Origin of the sequence: Dethiothermospora halolimnae (genome assembly GCF_037577855.1) — a bacterium.
GTDB lineage: Bacteria > Bacillota > Clostridia > Tissierellales > VENL01 > Dethiothermospora > Dethiothermospora halolimnae.
Map to the genome: position 1 here is coordinate 38,055 of NZ_JBAKFX010000014.1, position 16,328 is coordinate 54,382.

General features: G+C 29.8%; 18 protein-coding genes. 13 read left to right on the forward strand and 5 right to left on the reverse strand.

Annotation, left to right across the window (positions count from 1 at the left end):
• Window positions 1-95: 95 nt before the first annotated feature.
• From V6137_RS07785 to V6137_RS07800, 4 genes are all read right to left on the reverse strand, one after another.
• Window positions 96-869: a hypothetical protein gene (locus tag V6137_RS07785; protein WP_425447342.1), complete on the reverse strand. Its 774-nt coding sequence runs from the start codon at window positions 867-869 to the stop codon at window positions 96-98.
• Between the two features lie 201 nt (window positions 870-1,070).
• Window positions 1,071-1,754 (reverse strand): SAM-dependent methyltransferase, encoded by a 684-nt coding sequence (locus V6137_RS07790; RefSeq protein ID WP_425447343.1) that lies wholly within the window; start codon window positions 1,752-1,754, stop codon window positions 1,071-1,073.
• 271 nt (window positions 1,755-2,025) lie between these two features.
• A complete protein-coding gene (helD, locus tag V6137_RS07795; protein WP_425447344.1) occupies window positions 2,026-4,323 on the reverse strand; it encodes an RNA polymerase recycling motor HelD in 2,298 nt (765 codons plus the stop codon).
• 350 nt (window positions 4,324-4,673) lie between these two features.
• Entirely contained in the window at window positions 4,674-5,123 is a 450-nt protein-coding gene (locus V6137_RS07800; protein WP_425447345.1) for a GNAT family N-acetyltransferase, read from the reverse strand.
• 225 nt (window positions 5,124-5,348) lie between these two features.
• Here V6137_RS07800 and V6137_RS07805 point away from each other — a divergent pair, with 225 nt between their 5' ends.
• Genes V6137_RS07805 through V6137_RS07815 form a run of 3 tightly spaced genes read left to right on the forward strand, consistent with a single transcriptional unit; the run spans window position 5,349 to window position 7,172 of the window.
• On the forward strand, window positions 5,349-5,576 hold the full coding sequence (locus tag V6137_RS07805; RefSeq protein WP_425447346.1) for a double zinc ribbon domain-containing protein: 228 nt from the start codon (window positions 5,349-5,351) through the stop codon (window positions 5,574-5,576).
• Between the two features lie 19 nt (window positions 5,577-5,595).
• A complete protein-coding gene (locus tag V6137_RS07810; RefSeq protein ID WP_425447347.1) occupies window positions 5,596-6,153 on the forward strand; it encodes a hypothetical protein in 558 nt (185 codons plus the stop codon).
• 20 nt (window positions 6,154-6,173) lie between these two features.
• Window positions 6,174-7,172, forward strand: a complete 999-nt coding sequence (locus V6137_RS07815; RefSeq protein WP_425447348.1) for a YncE family protein — start codon at window positions 6,174-6,176, stop codon at window positions 7,170-7,172.
• Between the two features lie 31 nt (window positions 7,173-7,203).
• On the opposite strand, the gene V6137_RS07820 is transcribed toward V6137_RS07815, so the two are convergent.
• Complete coding sequence (locus V6137_RS07820) at window positions 7,204-7,425, reverse strand: hypothetical protein (RefSeq protein WP_425447349.1); 222 nt, start codon at window positions 7,423-7,425, stop codon at window positions 7,204-7,206.
• Between the two features lie 101 nt (window positions 7,426-7,526).
• On the opposite strand from V6137_RS07820, the gene V6137_RS07825 reads away from it, so the two are divergent.
• From V6137_RS07825 to hypE, 10 genes are read left to right on the forward strand one after another with little or no spacing between them, the layout of a single operon-like run.
• A complete protein-coding gene (locus tag V6137_RS07825; RefSeq protein WP_425447350.1) occupies window positions 7,527-7,946 on the forward strand; it encodes a cytochrome b5 domain-containing protein in 420 nt (139 codons plus the stop codon).
• A gap of 16 nt (window positions 7,947-7,962) precedes the next feature.
• Window positions 7,963-8,835, forward strand: coding sequence for a hydrogenase small subunit (locus tag V6137_RS07830; protein WP_425447351.1), 873 nt, complete (start codon window positions 7,963-7,965; stop codon window positions 8,833-8,835).
• A gap of 11 nt (window positions 8,836-8,846) precedes the next feature.
• Entirely contained in the window at window positions 8,847-10,256 is a 1,410-nt protein-coding gene (locus tag V6137_RS07835; RefSeq protein ID WP_425447352.1) for a nickel-dependent hydrogenase large subunit, read from the forward strand.
• A 2-nt stretch (window positions 10,257-10,258) separates the two neighbouring features.
• Window positions 10,259-10,735, forward strand: a complete 477-nt coding sequence (locus V6137_RS07840; protein WP_425447353.1) for a hydrogenase maturation protease — start codon at window positions 10,259-10,261, stop codon at window positions 10,733-10,735.
• A complete protein-coding gene (hypA, locus tag V6137_RS07845; RefSeq protein WP_425447354.1) occupies window positions 10,728-11,069 on the forward strand; it encodes a hydrogenase maturation nickel metallochaperone HypA in 342 nt (113 codons plus the stop codon). The genes V6137_RS07840 and hypA overlap by 8 nt, the downstream gene beginning before the upstream one ends.
• 1 nt (window position 11,070) lies before the next feature.
• The gene (gene hypB / locus V6137_RS07850; protein WP_425447355.1) at window positions 11,071-11,742 is read left to right on the forward strand and encodes a hydrogenase nickel incorporation protein HypB; all 672 of its coding nucleotides are present in this window, start codon (window positions 11,071-11,073) and stop codon (window positions 11,740-11,742) included.
• The gene (gene hypF / locus V6137_RS07855; protein WP_425447356.1) at window positions 11,729-13,987 is read left to right on the forward strand and encodes a carbamoyltransferase HypF; all 2,259 of its coding nucleotides are present in this window, start codon (window positions 11,729-11,731) and stop codon (window positions 13,985-13,987) included. The genes hypB and hypF overlap by 14 nt, the downstream gene beginning before the upstream one ends.
• 4 nt (window positions 13,988-13,991) lie before the next feature.
• Window positions 13,992-14,219 (forward strand): HypC/HybG/HupF family hydrogenase formation chaperone, encoded by a 228-nt coding sequence (locus tag V6137_RS07860; RefSeq protein ID WP_425447357.1) that lies wholly within the window; start codon window positions 13,992-13,994, stop codon window positions 14,217-14,219.
• A gap of 3 nt (window positions 14,220-14,222) precedes the next feature.
• On the forward strand, window positions 14,223-15,305 hold the full coding sequence (gene hypD / locus V6137_RS07865) for a hydrogenase formation protein HypD (protein WP_425447358.1): 1,083 nt from the start codon (window positions 14,223-14,225) through the stop codon (window positions 15,303-15,305).
• Window positions 15,306-15,315: 10 nt separating this feature from the next.
• Window positions 15,316-16,323 (forward strand): hydrogenase expression/formation protein HypE, encoded by a 1,008-nt coding sequence (hypE, locus tag V6137_RS07870; RefSeq protein ID WP_425447359.1) that lies wholly within the window; start codon window positions 15,316-15,318, stop codon window positions 16,321-16,323.
• The last annotated feature ends 5 nt before the right edge of the window (window positions 16,324-16,328 follow it).

Sequence of the window (16,328 nt, forward strand, 5' to 3'; positions counted from 1 at the left end):
ACATACAATAAAATTATTAGCAAACATTAAATGGGAGATATTCCTAGTATATAGCATAGTAAAATTTATAATCAGTATTAACCATAATAAAAAAATTATTGAAATAATAATTTAGCCACAGTTTCTTGCTCACTATAATTAATCTTTCCATCGGGTATTATATGAAATAAGGCTTCATCTTTTTTCCATGGGCCTCCAATAGAAGCCGACATATGTTTAGAACACTTTTTTAGCATTTCAAACTGCACATCTAGGTTATTTTCAGTATACATCCTAGTTATAATAGAGAATAATTCTTTATCATTTTCCTTTATATAGTTAATATGAGCTTTGGGTTTACCTAGTTCTAGGTTCATTATTCTAGCATAACAGGATAGGAACCAGTCAAAGGAAGAAAATATAAAATATTTAGAATATAATTCGTTTTTATGTAACCTATGTTCCAATTTATCTAATATGTGTTGGAAGGAAAATCTAAAGTTAGTTTTTTCAAAATCAGATAATTTCTCTGGTACTTTCCAAGCTTTTTTTATTTTATCTAAAATATTTTTCATTGTATCGTCCCTATCAAAAAGTATAGTACAGTTTAAATGGCATAATAGAAACTCATCAGATGGAGTATCAGTTAAAAAGTCGTCAATAGATAGAAGCATACAGTCTATTGGAATATCATTAATATGGAAATGTACCCCTGTAAAGTTAGTAGATATAGGTTTATCAAATATAACCGTGAGGTCATAATCCCCTCCGATGTCCATGTTACTGTGGGTCCTTCCTCCATACTCTACTATACCTACTACATTTTCTTTCTTCTTTAAATGTTCTATAAAACTATCAATAGTATCAAATGAGTTAATGTCTTTTAACATGTTATAGCCCCCTTATATTTTTTATAAATATTATATATAGTTAGTACCATAAAAATATATATTACCATAGAATACATAAATTTTGTGACATTGTCAATAAAAACAATTGAAGACTTGTTGAAAATATTATCTCACCAAATAAAGAGACCTAACCTAAGATATATCTTAGGTTAGGTCTCTTTATTTATTACATGGTAAACTCTAAGAGTCTTTATTTACATTTTTAATTACATAAAGTGCAGAACCAAAGTGATGTTGCCACATATATTTTGCACTTACCTTTTGAAGATCTCCTCTAAAACTTGATCTATATCTATCATAATCATCTACATTTGCCCTTTTAATAAACATAAGTTCAAAGCCTTCTTCATGGATTATATCAAGAATCTCATTTTCTGTGTGAAAGTCGCCCTCTGATTCACGTAATTCCGATGGTATATCATGGGTAGTATAGTATGGCTCACCTATAATTATGGCTCCATTAGGTTTTATAGCTGTTTTAAGTTTTTGTATTGCACCTTTAAATCCTCCAAATATAAATGAAGCATTTATACAACTTGCTACATCAAAGGTTCCTTTATCAAACTCATAGGCTGAAGCATCCATATTTACAATATCGATATTATCATTAAGATTATACTTCATAAGTTTGTTGTTTGCAACATTACAAAAGTTAGAATCCAGTTCTATACCTATTCCTTTTATACCAAAATACTTACCCCATAAACTTAGGGCTCCACCACGACCACATCCAAAATCAATAGCTTTTGTGTTATTATTAAAGCCTAAAATCTTCCCAGTTGCTACAAGGTTAATTGGAGACGCATAGGTTATTGTATCAATATTATCTAATTCCAATAATTCAACTAATTCTAAAAGATCCATTTATTTATCCACCTTTCAATTATTTAAACTTGATATTAGGTAAAGGTGGAGACAAGTTTACTAACCTTTTAGTACCCCACCTATATGTAAATTGCTCACGAAAACATCATTCCTTTCATATTAGATTTTTTCTAAGATTTAAGATATCTTATTATTTAGCTTTATCGGTAAAAATATTTTTAAAATTTAAAATAATAAGATAACTATCACAATAATATCAATTTGTATGGATAAAGGCAAGTGTTTCATAGGGACTTTTAATCTAAAATCCCTATACATTGTTGAATTTATCACCAGCAATATCTTCAATTAATATAGAAGATTTATTTTTATAATAAATATATAACTCATGCATGGCCCTTGTTATACAGACATATAAAAGTTTTATATCCAATTCATTTTTATTATATATACCATGGGAACAGTCATAAATTATTACAGTATCAAACTCTAACCCTTTTGATAAGTAGGAGGGGATAATAGTTATTTTACCTTGATAAACGGTATCATTGTCGGTAATAAGTTGTAGGTTTAAATCCCTATCTTTTAGTTTGTTGTATAATTTGATACTATCTTTTTCAGTCTTACAAATTATTGCTATTGACTCATATCCCTTATTTTTTAATTTTACTAATCGATTTTTTATATCATCTATTAAATTAGTTTCTTCTTTCTTGTTTATAATAAAGGGTTTTTCTCCTGTTCTAAGAACTGGTTCTGCAAGGGTGATATCTTTATTGGAAGATTTTTTTATAACTTCATTGGCAAAACTTATTATTTCCATAGTTGAACGGTAACATTTTTTTATGGTCAGATATTCTATATTTTGTTTGTTGAACACATGGTCTTTTAAATCACTCCATGACTCTATACCACTATGGGAATATATACCTTGGGATAGGTCCCCAACAATGGTAAAGGAACTATTTAAACTAAGGAGATTCAATATATACATTTCAAAGGGACTATGGTCTTGAGCCTCATCTACTACAATATGACTAAAGTGTCCCTTCATATCTAAGCCTATTAACTTTGATTTTAGGTATAATAAGGGAGATAAATCTTCCTTTTCAAAGGAGTTATTCCTAATTATTTCTTTAGAATAATCGGTAATTATATTAATATCACTTTCATTTAACTTATTATAGCTGTATTTTTTTAATATGGAAGGATTAGTTATTAAAGCTTTATACAAAGATTCAATATCAGGCTGATCCCATTGACTAAAATATTTTTTAAAAGATGGGTTCTTTTTCTTATCTAGATTTTTTATCATTAAGTCCCGTTCATCATAGATTTTAATTAATTTCTTTTGTAATGTTTCTTCACAGCTTATGCTGTCTTTTAAATTAGAGATTTTTAAATAATACTTATCATTAATTTCATCCTTTATTTCTTTTAACCTATTTTTTAAGTTTCCTTTTATATACCTTTTTATTTGATCTATTCTAGGGACTATGGGTAAATAACTATAATCTTTTTCAAACATATATTTAATTTCATCATAAGAATATATAGTATGACCATCTATATTAAAATTAAGTTTAGGTACTATGGTGTCAGTGATATGGTTTACTATATTATCTATTATATCCTTTATATATAATGATCCCTTAAAAGATGAAACAAAATTGATTTTTTTTTTGCTATCTTTTGAATTGACTCCGTTATCTAGAAGGGTAGAAAAACTTTTTTCCATATCAATAATTTTATAATTTTCATTTAATAGGGTTAGGGCCAAGTCAGTAAATGTAAACTGTTTAATATCATTAACCCCTAGATCGGGAAGAACGTCACTTATATAATTTAGAAAGAGTTTATTGGGGACAACAATCAGTATTTTATCGGGCTTCAAAATGTCCTTATAATTATATAAAAGATAGGCCACACGGTGAAGAATTATTGTTGTCTTACCACTTCCTGCAACTCCTTGTACTATTAAAACTTGATCTTTTTCTCCTCGAATTATATCGTTTTGTTCTCCTTGTATTGTTGAAACTATATCCTTTAACTTATTATCCTTTTTTTGCCATAGTGCATTTTGGAGGAATTCATCCATGGGGGTAAGTCCTTTATCAAAAATATTTATTAATATTTTATCTTCTATTTCATATTGTCTTTTTAGGACCAAATCTCCCATCATTAATCCTTCGGGAGCAGTATACATAACATCTCCTAATTCCCCGCCGTAATATAAACTTGCTATAGGTGCTCTCCAATCTACCATAAGTCTTTCTTGAGTATCTCTTTTTTCTAGACCTGTTTTGCCTATATAAAATGTTTCGACGTCATCTTTTCCCATTTGCTTGAAATCAATTCTCCCGAAATAGGGTTTATCCTGGGCTTTTTTTAGTTCTTCTAATTTTTTAGTATTAAGTTCGTATAAATTAGATTCTACTTGTAGTTTATCCGAATAATTACCTCCCGAGGATTTTTTTAATGACGTTAGATTTTCTAAAAAAATATTTATCTCATTTTCAAGATAAGAAATTTCATCATTAATACAACCGTAGGTTCTTTCTAAGTAACCTTTCTCATTGTTATAATCTTGATGTTTATTAGCTAACATACTATCCCTCCAGACTTTTTAGAAAGTAGTAATATTATACATAAACCGAGGGATAAATGAAAATTCCCAATGGGACTATAGTAAAGAACTCAATACTTAGTTGCATTAATAAATTATTTATGGTGGCAAATTCATAGAAATACTAAAAATATCTTGCCTATATGGTGTTTTTATTATAAAATGATAGTGTGAATAGTAGCTAAAAATAATTTACATAATATGGAAAATATTGAGCCGGAAAAGGCTCTTTTTTATTGTTATTATTGAAGGATTACAAAATAAATAATTTTTAGTTGAAGGATTACAAAATAAATAATTTTTAGTTGTTGGGGGATTCGTAATCCCCCAACTTATTTAATACATTCATTAGAGTACTTCATTTCATAATGGGTACTTGTTTTATTAACAACTTCAAACCCTAATCTTTCATATAAACTTTTTCCTCGGATATTATTAATAAAACAACCAATTGTAATGGTTTTACTTTTGGCAAGGGCTTCATCAATAATATTATTTATTATATCCCTCCCAATTCCATAACCATGATATTTTGAAGTTATATGAATCTCTGTTATGTTTACATTTGAATCAGTCTTGTGTATCTGTATAAATCCAATATCTTTATCATTAACTACAATTATTTTGAAATCTTTTAAATTAAAATCAGATTCAAAATCTTTTTTCTGATATTCTTCATCCCAGCCCCAAATTTTTTTAACATAATTATAAATAGATGATTTTTTAACATTATAAATAAAGTTTTTATCTTTTTTTCTAATACTCCTTAAATTATATTTCATAAAAAGCCCCCTTAAAGTTTTTATCTAATATTAAAAAAATATTTTATAACATTATATAGAATATAGATATCCATTTCAAATAGTGTGCTATAGTCCCCAATGATAAGGAGTGATAGTGGCATCTGCCACGACACACAATCTAAAACTTTAAAAAATAGGACTTAGAAAATTGGCATATAGTTTGCAATATAAATAACTATATGAATAAAAGGAAGTGTTATTAAGATGATTATTATATATATTATGCTATTTATCATCTTATACTATTTTTTTGAAGGGGGTGAAGATGGTAATAAAAATGAAGAGCTATGTATCTATTGTAAAAAGAAAATAAATAAAGATAGTATACATTGTACTAACTGCAATAAAAAGTTAAAGCGAGTATGTAAAAATTGTGGCAAATTAATTGATATTAGTTGGAGAGACTGTCCCTTTTGTGATGAAACTAAATAAAACTATTTGGAGGTAAGCTATGAAAAAGATATTTATAATAGTAGCAGCTATTATTTTAGCAGGAGGTTTATATTTTGCATTTGATAATAGTACAGGGCTAGATGAGGTCGATTTAGACAAATCAGCTATAAAAGATAAAAATGTAGAAGATGAAAATAAAGAACTTAAGGAAGAACAGGAAGAGGAAAAAAAGATTACAGAAGAAGATCTAGTAAGACAGGACAGTCAAGGGCCTATAGATGTAGCCATGGTTTTAAATAATATATTAGAAGTAAATGATGAGTTTGTAATATTTAACATATATTTAAATACCCATTCAGTAGACTTAGAAGCAATTGATTATGCCAGTGCTGCTGTATTAAAAATAGATAAGGAAATTGAAATAAAGGAAAACTTTAAATGGGAGCAAAAAGGTGGAGGAGGACATCATATAAATGGTTATCTTAAACTGCCTAATGAATATAATGGTAAGAAGGTATTTGATAAATATACAAAGCACGTTGAATTACAGTTACTAGATATAGGTGGAGCAGAGAAGAGAACATTCAAATGGGATATTGAAAAGATAAACAACTAGATATAGGAGGTTTTTTTATAATGAAAAAAAGAAATAAGTATAAATATGGTGTGGCTATTATAGGACTGTTAACATTGGGGTTATCAATGTTATATCTAACAAAAGAACAGGGTAATGCTACTGCATTTATACCAAATGCAAAAAGTGGTGATATATCAATAGTAAATACAGAGGAAAATAGGGTAATAGAAACAATCGAAGTAGGAGATTCAACTTCCCATGGTATTGCGATAACTCCCGATAAAAAGAAACTATACACAGGAAACCTAGAAAAGGGAGAAGTTTATATATACGATATGGAGACTAAAGGACTAATAAAAAAAATAAATACAGGAAGAAATCTACATGGTATAGATATAACTCCTGATGGTCAATATCTGTATGTAACCAGTGGGTGGACTGACAAGAAAGAAGAATATAATTATATAAATATAATAGATACAGAAAAAGATAAAATAGTAAAGACTATCAAGTCCGATGAAAGTAGTCCGGCCCATATAGATTTTTCAAAGAATAGTAAATATGCTTATGTGGTCAATGTTATGGGAAATAGTGTTTCAATAGTTGATGTTGATAAAAAAACCATAGATAAGGTGATAGACGTTGGAGTTATGCCCAATGAGGCTGAATTATCTCCAGACAACAAGTACCTATATGTAGCGAATGTCCAAAGTGGAACAATATCTGTTATAGATCTAGATAAGAAGAAGTTAATAGATACCATAGAGGCAGGGGAAGGAACCCATGGTGTAGCGGTATCTAATGATGGGAAACAAGTTTGGACAACCAATATGTATTCCAATGATGTTAGTGTAATTGATATAGAAAAAAGAGAGGTTATTAAAAGTATAAAAACAAATGGTATAGCAAATCATATTTCTATTGTACCTAAGAAGAATAGAGTCTACGTAACAAATAAGGAGACTAATAACATTACAGTAATAGATACAAAAACCTATGAAATCATTTCAGAAATCAAAGTGGGAGACGAACCCCATGAAATAGATTTTATGTTATAAAACCTGAGACAAAGGGACAGTCCCCCTTGTCTCAGGTTTTTGCAAAAATAAAAGCCTCATCTTCAAAATCAAATTTTATTTTTTCCCAACAGTGAATATAACACCAATGTTTATCCTTAGTTATTTCAGACTCTGTTAACAATTCATCATTGGCTTTTTCAGTGATTATCTTAATATCGTGCTTTTCCTCTGTTAATGAAAAGTAATAATATTGACTATGGTCATTTTTGTTGAAGTGGTAATAAAATACCAAATGTTAGAATAATTATTAAGTGATGTAATAATATCGGCTAAAACCTGGGACAAAGGGACTGTCCCTTTGTCTAAGGTTTTAATTGGGGGATGGAGGATAATGTGGAAAAAAGTTATAATATAAAGTCTGAAATTAGAAAATGCCACGAAAAAATAAACTATCTACAAAGGATGCTTAACCTTAGTTATTGCTATTATCAAAGGGTTTATTATAATGAACTATTAAAATATGAAACTGATAAATTAAAAAATCTTATTAATTATAAAAACTTAAAATTAAATAATTTAGATGAAAGAGAATTTACTTTAGAAGAATTAGCAAAGTACGATGGTTCCAATGGAGATCCTGCTTATGTGGCAGTGGATGGCATTGTCTATGATGTAAGTTTGGATGCCACCTGGGGTGGAGGAACCCATTTTGGACTATATGCGGGGAAGGATTTAACTAATCAGTTTAATGGATGCCATGGGAATAAAGAAATATTAGAAAATCTCCCTAAGGTGGGAGTTTTAAAGGAATAATTAAGGGGGACTTAATTTGTATTATAATAAATGTCCTGTATTAGACAATAAAAAAATAATTCCAAAGCATATTATTGATTTAGCTATAGAAGAGATAGAATTAAATAAAACAGAAAAAATAAATCTTATTTGGCTTGAAGCCTGTGGTTGTTCTGGAAACATTATATCCCTATTAAATGGAGAAAATCCTGATGTAGTATTTTTCCTTAATAGTATGGTAAATATGACATATAATAATAGTCTTATGGCAGATGAAGGAGAAGTAGCTTTTAAAAGATTTTTAGATACATTAGAGACTGAGTTTATCCTTGTGGTAGAAGGGGCAGTTTCAACAAAGGACAATGGTCTATATAATGTTATAGCCAAGTACAATGATAAATATATAACAGGGATGGAAGCCGTAACTATGGCAGGGGAAAAGGCTAAATATGTTTTAGCAGTGGGATCATGTGCGTCCTATGGAGGTCCCTCAGCTGGAAGACCAAATCCATCGGGGAGTAAAAGTGTATATGACTTTTTAGATAGGGAAGTAATAAGGGTTCCAGGATGCCCATCCCATCCCCAATGGATAATGGGAACCATAGCCCATATTATATCCTTTGGAAAACCAACCCTAGATAGGGAAAATAGGCCTATAATTTTCTATGGAGTAACAATCCATGATAGATGCACCAGAAGATCCTACTTTGAAAAGGGAATGTTTGCAGAAAAACTAGGTGATAAAGAGTGTATGTTTAAACTAGGCTGTAGGGGTCCAATAACAAGAACAGATTGTCCAATAAGGAGATGGAATACCAGTATAAATTGGCCAATAGGGGATAACACCCCTTGTATAGGCTGTGCTAGAAATGGATTTCCCGATTCTATGGAACCATTTGTAAGGTATTAGGGGGGATATTTATGGGAGAAAAGATAGTGATTAATCCATTAACAAGGATAAGTGGATTTCTAGAAATAGAAGTTTATATAGAAAATAATATTATAAAGGATGCAAAAAGTAGTGGTATGCTTTTTAGGGGATTTGAAAAAATGTTAGAGGGGAGACCACCCCTAGATTCCATATATTATACCCAAAGAATATGTGGCATATGTTCCACAGCCCACTCTATATCATCGGCATCAGCCCTTGAGGATGCCCTTAAAGTTACTGCTAATAAAAATGATTCGATGATAAGGGATATAATCCATGGGTGTGAGTTTTTACAAAATCATCTAAGACATTTTTATCAATACACATTTCCTGACTATGTAAAGGGTCCCCAAATAAGTCCTATTTATAAAGGTTCTGGTGGGGACTATAGGTTGCCAGATAAATTAAATAAAAGATTAAGTAATCACTATATAGATTCAATAAAATATAGTAGACTTGCCCATAAAATGTTGGCTATCCTAGCAGGAAAGGCTCCCCATAATCATGGTGTATTTGTTGGTGGAGTAACTGTAAATATGGATGCATCAATATTTATAGAAGTAAAATCAATATTATCATCAATTAAGGATTTTATAGAAAATGTTATGATAGATGACGTTTATATTATATCTAGATATTATAATGATTATTTTAATAATGGTAAGGGTTATGGAAACTTTATGAGTTATGGAGTATTTGATAGCTATTATAATGAGCCTTTAGTATACGTTAAGCCTGGAGTTTTAATAGATAATAATAGGTATAGTTTTGATAGAGATAAAATTACAGAAAATATATATCATGCATGGTATAGGGGAGATAAAGTAAACATAGAACCAAAGGAGGGGTATGTGGAATCAGATGTACATAAAGAAGAGGGATATAGTTTTGTTAAGGCTCCTAGATATGATGGGCTTCCAATGGAAGTAGGTCCTTTAGCTAGACTATGGTTAAATGGGGAATATAATAGGGGAGTCTCAACAATGGATAGAACCATAGCTAGGGCATTGGAAGCTAAGAAAATATGCTATATAATAGAAGATCTTTTACAGAAAATAGAACTAAAACCCACTAATCAAAAACGGTATGAAATCCCTGATAATGCATATGGTATAGGACTTAAAGATACCACAAGGGGAGCATTGGGTCATTGGTTATCTATAAAGGATAAAAAAATAGAAAAATACACCATTATAACCCCCACATCATGGAATGTTTCCCCGACAGATTCAAATGGTCTTAAGGGAACCATAGAAAAGACTTTAATGGGAACTTATATTGAAGATGTAAAAAATCCTGTGGAAATTGGAAGGGTAGTTAGATCCTTCGATCCATGTATATCCTGTGCAACCCATATTATAAGTAAAAAACATCCTAGTGTAAGAATAAGGGTAGTATAAAAATGATAAAAGTTATAGGAATAGGAAATAGACTTATGGGCGACGATGCCATAGGACTAAAGGTTCTTGAAAAAATTCAATATGATATTAAAGAAATAGATGAAAAAATAGATATAATCTTTGGGGAAACAGACTTTTTATATTGTTTAGATAATATTAGTAATAATGATATTGTTATTATACTAGATAGTACATATTTGGGATTAGATGCTGGTAATATAACTTTATTTACATTTGAAGAATACATAAAATATATAGATAAGCCAAAGGGTCAACATGATATTAATCTTATTGACATGATAATTAAAAATAATAAAAATATAGTTGGATATATTATAGGAATTGAAGTTTTTGATATTTCTTTTAACTTAGATATCTCATATCACCTAGAAACCAAATTTGATTATATATGTGATAATGTTTTAAATAAAATAAAGCTAATATTAAAGATGATTGAGTTAGGTGAATATAATGCATGAAGTATCGGTTATGACAGAGGTATTTCAAATAATAAATGAAAATATAAAAATACATAATCTAAAAAGGATAGATAAAGTGGTTTTAAAAATAGGTTCCTTTACATGTATAGAGGAGAGTTCCCTTAGATTTGTCTTTAAATCAATGGCTAAAGAAACGATTTGTAAAGATGCAGAATTAATAATAGTAAAGGTAAAGGCGAGGGCCTATTGTGACTACTGCAAACATGAATTTAACATTGAATATACAAATAAAATCTGTCCCAAATGTAATAGGTTCAGTTCTAATATAATAGATGGATACGAATTATTATTAGAAAGTATAGAAGGTGAGTAGATTGAAACAAATATTAGTAAAGAAAAATATATTAAAGAATAATGATAATATTGCTATGAAAAATAAAAAGTTTTTAGATTCTAAAGGGATATATACCATAAATCTATTGGGTTCCCCTGGCTCTGGAAAAACATCTTTATTGGAAGAGATGATAGAGGAGACAGATAAAGAAATAAATATGGCTGTTATAGAAGGGGACTTATATACCGATAAGGATGCTAAGAGAATAGAAAGCCATAATATAGATGTTGTTCAAGTAAATACAGGGGGAGCTTGTCATTTAGAGGCTTCTATGATTACTGATGCCTTAAAACATATAAATATAGATAATTTAGACTTTTTAGTGATAGAAAACGTGGGAAACCTAGTGTGTCCTGCATCCTATGACTTAAGTGAAGATATAAAGATTACAGTTATGAGTGTAACAGAGGGAAATGACAAACCCCTTAAATATCCAGCTATGTTTCAGAAATCCAGTGTAGTGGTGTTAAATAAAATGGATATGATAGAGCTTACAGACTTTGATTTAGATCAATTTTATAAAAATATAAGCTTATTAAATGGAGATACAGAGATATTTGAAGTGTCCTGTAGAACTAAGGAAGGTGTAAATGAACTATGTAAATATCTAAAAGAAGAAATAAAAAGGAAGAAAGATAATGGGGTTGGTTAGAAAATATATAAAAGTTAAGGGAGTAGTACAAGGGGTTGGGTTTAGGCCCTTTGTGTATAAACTAGCCTTAGACAATGACCTAAAGGGATGGGTGAAAAATACTTCAATGGGAGTATATATAGATATAGAAGGGAAAAAGTCCAATATAGATAAATTTATATATACACTAGAAAATGACCCTCCTTCATTATCTAATATAGAAAGTATAAGTATAGAGGATAAAAATATAATAAGATATAAAAACTTTAGTATAAAGAATAGTGCCAAAGAAGATGAATCTATAACATTGATATCTCCAGATATGGGTATATGTGATAAATGTTTAGAGGATATCAAAGATATAAAAAATACAAGATATAGATATCCCTTTACAAACTGTACCAATTGTGGACCTAGATTTTCAATAATAAGGGAATTACCCTATGATAGGGTATCAACTACTATGGAAGAATTTAAAATGTGTGATAATTGTAACAAAGAGTACAACAATCCTTTAGATAGAAGATTCCATGCCCAGCCCAATGGATGTCCTAAATGTGGTCCAAAGGTTCAGCTTATGGACAATCAGGGAAAAGAAATACCATCTTATGACCCAATGAAAAGGGCTATTAAACTTATAAAAGAAGGGAATATAGTTGCAGTAAAGGGGTTAGGGGGATTTCATTTAGCCTGTGATGGGAAAAATCAATATGTTATAGATAAATTAAGAAATAGAAAATATAGACCAACAAAACCCTTTGCCCTTATGATGAAAGATATAAGAACAGTAAAAAAGTATTCTAACTTAAACAACATAGAAGAAGAAATAATATCAAGTAATAAAAAGCCTATATTGTTACTTAATAAAGGAAAAGAAAAACTACCCCATAATATAGCATATAATAGTAATAAATTGGGGGTTATGCTTCCCTATACTCCTCTACACTATTTATTATTTGAGGATAATATAGAAGTACTGGTTTTAACCAGTGGAAATATTAACGGTATGCCAATATGTTATGAAAATAAAGAGGCACTGAAAAGCTTAAAGAATATCGCAGATTACTTTCTTATTCACAATAGAAAAATCCATATTCCCGTGGATGATTCCGTGGTTAAAGTTGTATTAAATAAAGAAAGAGTAATAAGAAATGCCAGAGGATATGCGCCCTTGTCCATGACATACAAAAACACAACGGATATATTGGCCTGTGGTTCCCATCTTAAAAATACCTTTGCCCTATCAAAGAATGATAATATATTTATAAGCCAATATATGGGGGACATAGAAAGTGTAGAAAGCTATAAGAACTTTAAAAGTAATCTGGCCCACTTTAAAAAAATATATAATATCATTCCAAAAGTTATAGCCTATGACTATCACCCTAATTACTTTTCAACGGAATATATAAAGAATCAAGATACTCAAAAAATGCCTGTACAACATCATCATAGCCATATAGTTAGTTGTATGTTTGAAAATAAAGTAAAGGATAGGGTTATTGGTATAGCCTTTGATGGTATAGGCTATGGAACTGATAAAAGCCTATGGGGAGGGGAATTTTTAATATGTAACTATAAAAACTTTAATAGGGTTGGACACATAAATTATATAAAGATGCCCGGGGGAGATAAAGCCACTAAAGAGCCTTGGAAAATGGCAATAAGTTATATGGATAGATTATATGGAAGTAACATATATCGAAATATTCCTAAACACTTTAAAGATAAAGATACAGATCCATTATTGGCTATGATAAAAAATAATATAAATTCTCCAAAGTGTTCCAGTATAGGAAGATTATTTGATGGAGTATCAGCTATTGTTGGGTATGGGAATAGAGTGACCTATGAAGGTGAAGGAGCCATATATTTAGAGAATATAGCAGATAAAAATGAAACCAGAAGGTATGGTTATGACATAGAAACTATAGATGAAAAACATATTGTAAATACAGATAATATTATAAAGGGAGTAGTGGAGGATATAAATAAAGGGGTAAGTCCTAGCATTATATCTAAAAAGTTTCATAATACAATAATAGATTTTTCCTTTAAAGTATGTGGTCTTATAAGGGATAGATTTAATATAGATAAAGTTGCATTAAGTGGAGGAGTATTTCAAAATGAAATATTATTAATAGGTATATATAAAAAGTTAGTATCTAAGGGTTTTAAGGTCTACACCCATAAGAAAATACCATGTAATGATAGCGGTATATCATTAGGACAGTTAATTATTGCAAATGAGAATTATAGGAAGTGAAAATATGTGTATAGCAGTGCCGGCTAAGGTTATAAAAATTTATAAATATGAGGCTTTAGTAGATTTTAAAGGAGTTAAAATGAAGGCTAATATTGGACTTGTGAATAATCTAAGTATAGGGGACTACATCTTATTACATGGAGGATGTGCCATAGAAAGGATAGATGAAGTGGAGGCTAATAAGACATTGGAACTATTTGAGAATATTTTAACTAATGGACAGGAAATATAGCCTATGGAATATATAAAAAAATTAAACAACCCTAAACTGGTAGAAGGATTATTAAAAGAAATTTCATATAATAAAAGACCAATAAAGATAATGGAGGTATGTGGAACCCATACCATGAGTATATGGAAAAATGGAATAAAGGAGTTACTACCTCAAAATATAGAGTTAATATCTGGCCCCGGTTGCCCAGTATGTGTAACCCCTAAAAGCTATATAGATAAAGCAATAGAGCTTTCTAAAAAGGATAATATTATTATAACTACCTTTGGAGATATGATAAAGGTACCTGGTAGTAATAGTTCCCTAAAAAGGGAAAAAGCCTTTGGGAGGGATATCCGTATAGTCCTTTCACCCCTTGATTCTATTAAAATCGCAAAGAAAAATCCTAAAAAAGAAGTGATATTTTTAGGGGTAGGTTTTGAAACAACAGCACCTATTATAGCCCTTAGCATAGATATTGCAGAAAAAGAAAATATAAAAAATTATAGTATATTACAGGGTCTAAAAACTATGCCCAATGCCATAAAAACTATAATAATTGACCCAGAAATAAATATAGATGGATTTATATATCCAGGTCACGTAAGTACTATTATTGGGGTTAAACCCTTTTATGATTTATCTAAGGAAATAAAAATACCTGGAGTTGTAGCAGGCTTTCAATATATGGATATAATTGTAGCCATATATTTTTTAGTTAAAATGATAAACAAAAAGGAAGGGAAAGTTAAAAATATTTATAATAGAGTTGTGAAATATGAAGGGAATAAAAGGGCATTATCTATGATAGATAAAATATTCACCCCATCATCTAGTATATGGAGGGGGCTTGGCAATATAGAGAATACAGGACTTATATTAAAGAAGAAATATAATAGTTATAATATAGAGTCTAAGTTGGATATAAAAGAGATGAAATCTAAGGTAAATAAAGATTGTCTATGTGGCGAAATTTTAAAGGGAAAAAGGAAGCCCATAGAGTGTAAACTATTTGTTAAAATATGCAATCCATCAAATCCCATTGGTCCTTGTATGATTTCGAGGGAAGGAAGTTGTGGTGCATATTATACATATGGGAAAATATAGGGGTGTTATTATGGATATAATCACAATGGATCATGGTAGTGGAGGAAAAAAGACTTATGATCTAATAAATAATATATTTTATAAGTATTTTAACAATGATATATTATTGCAACAGGGAGATTCTAGTATATTAAAAAATATAAATGAAAGGTTAGCGGTGACCACTGATTCCTTCATTATAAAACCAATATTTTTTCCAGGGGGAGATATTGGGAAACTTTCAATATGTGGTACAGTAAATGATCTGGCAGTAGTAGGGGCAAAACCAAAGTATATTACAGTGGGATTTATTATAGAAGAGGGGTTAAATATAAAAACTTTAAAAACAATAGTAAAATCAATGGCAAAAGAAGCAGGAGAGATCGGTGTAAAAATAATTGCAGGGGACACTAAAGTTGTTGAAAGGGGAAGTGGTGATAAGATATTTATTAACACAACAGGTATAGGGATAATAGAAGAAAATCATAGATTACTAGGTTGTAATAATATAATAAAAGGGGATAAAGTAATAATAAATGGTACTGTAGGAGATCATGGAATGTGTATATTTAATGAAAGGGAAGCACTGGGTTTTGATGTGGATATAAGAAGTGATTGTAGTTCGTTAAATGAACTTATGAAAGATATACTAGATGTAAGTGACAATATAAAAGTAATGAGGGATCCAACTAGAGGTGGCTTAGGAACAACATTAAATGAGATTACACAGACTAGTAATAAGAGTATAGTTTTAAATGAAAGGGATATACCAATTAAAGATGAAGTAAATAGTATGGGGGAAATGTTAGGATTTGATCCTCTATATATGGCAAATGAAGGTAAGGTTATAGTTATAGTATCAGATGATGATGCTAAAAAAGTTCTTGAAGAAATGAGGAAGAATCCTTTAGGAAAGGATTCTAAGATAATAGGGGAAGTTATAGATGATAATAGAAGCAGAGTATATTTAAAAACCAAAATAGCTGGAACTAGAATATTAAATATGTTAGAAGGGGAATTAGTGCCTAGGATATGTTAAAAGCT